Here is a 2,674-nt window from a genome sequence, read left to right on the forward strand (position 1 = left end):
CTATAACATGCACAACTTCGCCTTCCTTTTCTAATATGCCTTGTACTTTTAACGCTTTGGCTGTCAGATAAGCTTGCTGTTGAGAGCGCGCGGTTGCTCCCCATACCACGACATTAATATTGCCCGTGTTATCTTCTAATGTAACAAAGGTAACACCTGCCGCGGTTCCGGGAGCTTGTTTTCCTGTGACTAATCCAACAACCGTGACCATAGATTTGTGTCTTTGCTGTATTAAATCCTTCATGTGTGTGAATCGACCTAATCGTCCCGCTTCTTCTAGCAAAGTGATTGGGTGTTTGTTCAATGAAATTCCGACACTGGTGAAGTCTTCGAGTAGATCTTGCATCTCATTGGGTTTGTGCAGTGCATGTTCGTCATGTCCATCCCCAACATCGTCATAGACTTGGCTAAACAGAGGTAAATCAGAAGCGGAGTCCATGATTGCCCAGCGAGTCTGGAAGCGGTCTCCCGATACGTTATGTAGCGCATTGGCCGATGCCAGTAGCTCGATATCTTTCTTATTCATCGATAACTGTTTCACCTGGCTAGGGTGGCGATAACCGGATTGTGGCCGATTGGCGAGCACGCTTTGAATCCCATGTTCGCTGAATCCTTTGATTTGTCGCAGCCCTAAGCGAATCGCTAAACCATTCTGATGAGCGATGACAGTGTGGTTGTCTTGTGAGGCGTTCACACATACCGGAAGAACTACCACATTGTGTCGTTGTGCGTCTTGTACCAACTGTGATGGGCTATAAAACCCCATAGGTTGGCTATTGAGCAAGGAAGTATAGAAGCATTCTGGGTAGTAGCATTTCAACCAAGCTGAGCAATACGCTAACACCGCAAACGAAGCCGAGTGACTTTCAGGAAAACCGTATTCGCCAAAGCCGCATATCTGTTTAAAGATCTGCTCAGCAAATTCTGTCTCATAGCCACGCTTTTGCATTCCCTCGATGAGTTTGTTTTTAAACTTAAAGACGTTGCCATTTTTCTTCCAAGCGGCCATCGCGCGTCTGAGCTGATCCGCCTCTCCACCTGTGAATCCTGCGGCAACCATCGCGAGCTTAATCACTTGTTCTTGGAATATCGGCACACCCAAAGTGCGCGACAGTACCGACTCCACGTCTTTAGATGGATAACTGATTGGCTCAATACCATCTCGGCGCTTTAAGAATGGGTGAACCATATCGCCTTGAATAGGCCCAGGACGTACGATAGCAATTTGAATCACCAAGTCGTAATAAGTCCTTGGTTTGAGCCTTGGCAGCATGCTCATTTGCGCGCGTGACTCTATTTGGAAGATCCCGACGGTGTCTGCTCGCTGAATCATGCCGTAAACCTGAGGGTCATCCTTAAGGCGGGTGATCTCAGCAATGGTCAGTGATCGCCCGTGAATGCGTTTGATCAGGTCGAAACATTTACGAATCGCAGAGAGCATACCTAACGCGAGTACATCAACTTTCAGCAGCCCCAATGTTTCAAGATCATCCTTATCCCATTGAATTATGGTTCGATCGTGCATAGCCGCATTTTCGACGGGAACCAATTCATACAAAGGCCCAGAAGAGATCACGAAGCCGCCAACATGCTGAGACAGGTGACGTGGAAAGCCGATGATCTCATTAACCAAATGGATAAACTGCTGTCCCTTCAAAGAATCAGGCTGTAGCCCCAATTGAGTGAGCTGAGCCTGCCAACCTAAGCTTTTGTCCCTGCGATTGGTGTTCTTTATAAAGTAATCAAGCTGAGTTTCTTGTAGCCCTAAAGCTTTGCCGACATCTCTGACCGCGCTTTTAAAGCGATATGAAATGACAGTTGCGGCAAGTGCTGCACGTTCTCTACCGTATTTTTTGTAGATGTATTGGATGACTTCTTCACGGCGCTCGTGCTCAAAATCGACATCAATATCGGGCGGCTCATCGCGCTCTTTACTGATGAAGCGTTCAAATAGCACTGAGATTTGTCTTGGGTCGACAGAGGTGATCTCTAGGCAGTAACAGACCACGGAATTGGCCGCTGAACCTCGACCTTGGTAAAGAATGCCTTGGCTTTTGGCAAATATGACTATGTCGTGAATGGTGAGAAAAAAGAAAGGGTAGTCAAGCGCGTCAATTAGCCTCAATTCTTTATCTATGATTTGTTGAATGTCATTAGGTACACCTTGCGGGAAGCGAGCTCGTTTTCCCTTTTCGACTAACATGCGTAGGTAGCTCATGGGTGTCTCACCTTGAGGGATCAGCTCGCTTGGGTATTCGTAGCGCAAGCTATCTAAATCAAATTCACACAGCTCAGCGATTCGGTTGCTCTCTTCTAGCCACTCAGCTTTGAATATATGAGAGATCTTATTGATGCTGCGTAAACAGCGCTCGGCATTGGCGAGTAAGTGATTGCCCACTTCGGTAATGGGCTGTTGGTACTTTATTGCAGTGAGTGAGTGCTGTAAGGGTAAGCGGTTCGCGTTGTGCATCAGCACGCCACCACAAGCTGTAATCGGCAGTTGGTGATGTTGTGACAGCTCAACGCAGTAATCTGTGTATTGCTGGTCGGTTTGCTTTAGGTGTCGTTGTAAGCCGATCCAAAGCCGACCTGAATGGTGCTGGGAGAGCCATTGCCCCCAGTGCGCGTCTTCATTTTTCTGTTGAGGAAACCAAAGAATGAAGCAGTGCTTAGC

The 2,674-nt window shown here is 47.4% G+C and carries 1 protein-coding gene; it reads right to left on the reverse strand.

The genetic code is table 11. The features are described from left to right. On the reverse strand, positions 1 to 2,674 hold a 2,674-nt coding region (locus tag AB4496_RS16220), incomplete at both ends, for an error-prone DNA polymerase (protein ID WP_372131367.1).

Origin of the sequence: Vibrio sp. 10N.222.46.A1 (assembly GCF_041473595.1) — a bacterium.
Taxonomy (GTDB): Bacteria; Pseudomonadota; Gammaproteobacteria; order Enterobacterales; family Vibrionaceae; genus Vibrio; species Vibrio tasmaniensis_A.